At 61.0% G+C, this 626-nt stretch carries 2 protein-coding genes; both read left to right on the top strand.

Annotated elements, in window-relative coordinates:
• A partial coding sequence (locus JCM9942_RS17615) for a DNA cytosine methyltransferase (RefSeq protein ID WP_172675216.1) occupies nt 1-315 on the top strand: 315 nt, incomplete at its 5' end.
• A complete protein-coding gene (locus JCM9942_RS17610) occupies nt 312-557 on the top strand; it encodes a helix-turn-helix transcriptional regulator (RefSeq protein ID WP_054661069.1) in 246 nt (81 codons plus the stop codon). The genes JCM9942_RS17615 and JCM9942_RS17610, both read left to right, overlap by 4 nt.
• The last annotated feature ends 69 nt before the right edge of the window (nt 558-626 follow it).

Raw genomic sequence — 626 nt, 5'->3', positions numbered from 1 at the left:
GGCACCGCCCTGGACGTACGCGATCCGCTGGACACGATTACCACCCGCGATCGCATGGCACTGGTCACCGTGATGATCGGCGCCACGCCCTACGTGATCACCGACATCCGGCTGCGCATGCTCAAGCCCCGCGAGCTGTTCACCGCCCAAGGCTTCCCGCCGGACTACATCATCGACCGCACCGCCAACGGCAGCCCGCTGACCACCAGCGCCGCAGTGCGCATGGTCGGCAACAGCGTGAGCCCGGCACCGATAGCCGCGCTTGCCCGCGCAAATCTAGACCCCGTACTGCAGCACGAAAGGATGGCCGCATGAGTCAATCAACCCTCAATCAACCTCAGGTGTCGCCCCTCAGTCAACCGGAGGTCTTGCTGACCATCCAGGGCGTCAGCGCCCAAGCCGGCGTGCAATCCTCCTTCATTTACGAGCGTATGAAGGCAAAGCAATTCCCGAAGTCCATCCGAGTCGGCGGGCGCGCGCTGTGGTTGCAGTCGGAAGTCCAGGCCTGGATTCAAGACCAAGTGTCGAAAAACAGACAAATTCAGCCGGATGGGTAGCTGGGTGGGTAGGTAAAGGGCAGAAACGAAAAAAGCCCCTATTCCTAGGGGCTTTTTCCTTAATCTGGC

The organism is Stenotrophomonas pictorum JCM 9942 (assembly GCF_001310775.1).
GTDB lineage: Bacteria > Pseudomonadota > Gammaproteobacteria > Xanthomonadales > Xanthomonadaceae > Stenotrophomonas > Stenotrophomonas pictorum.
The sequence above is the reverse complement of the archived record's forward strand: the minus strand, read 5'-3'. Positions and strand labels throughout refer to the sequence as shown.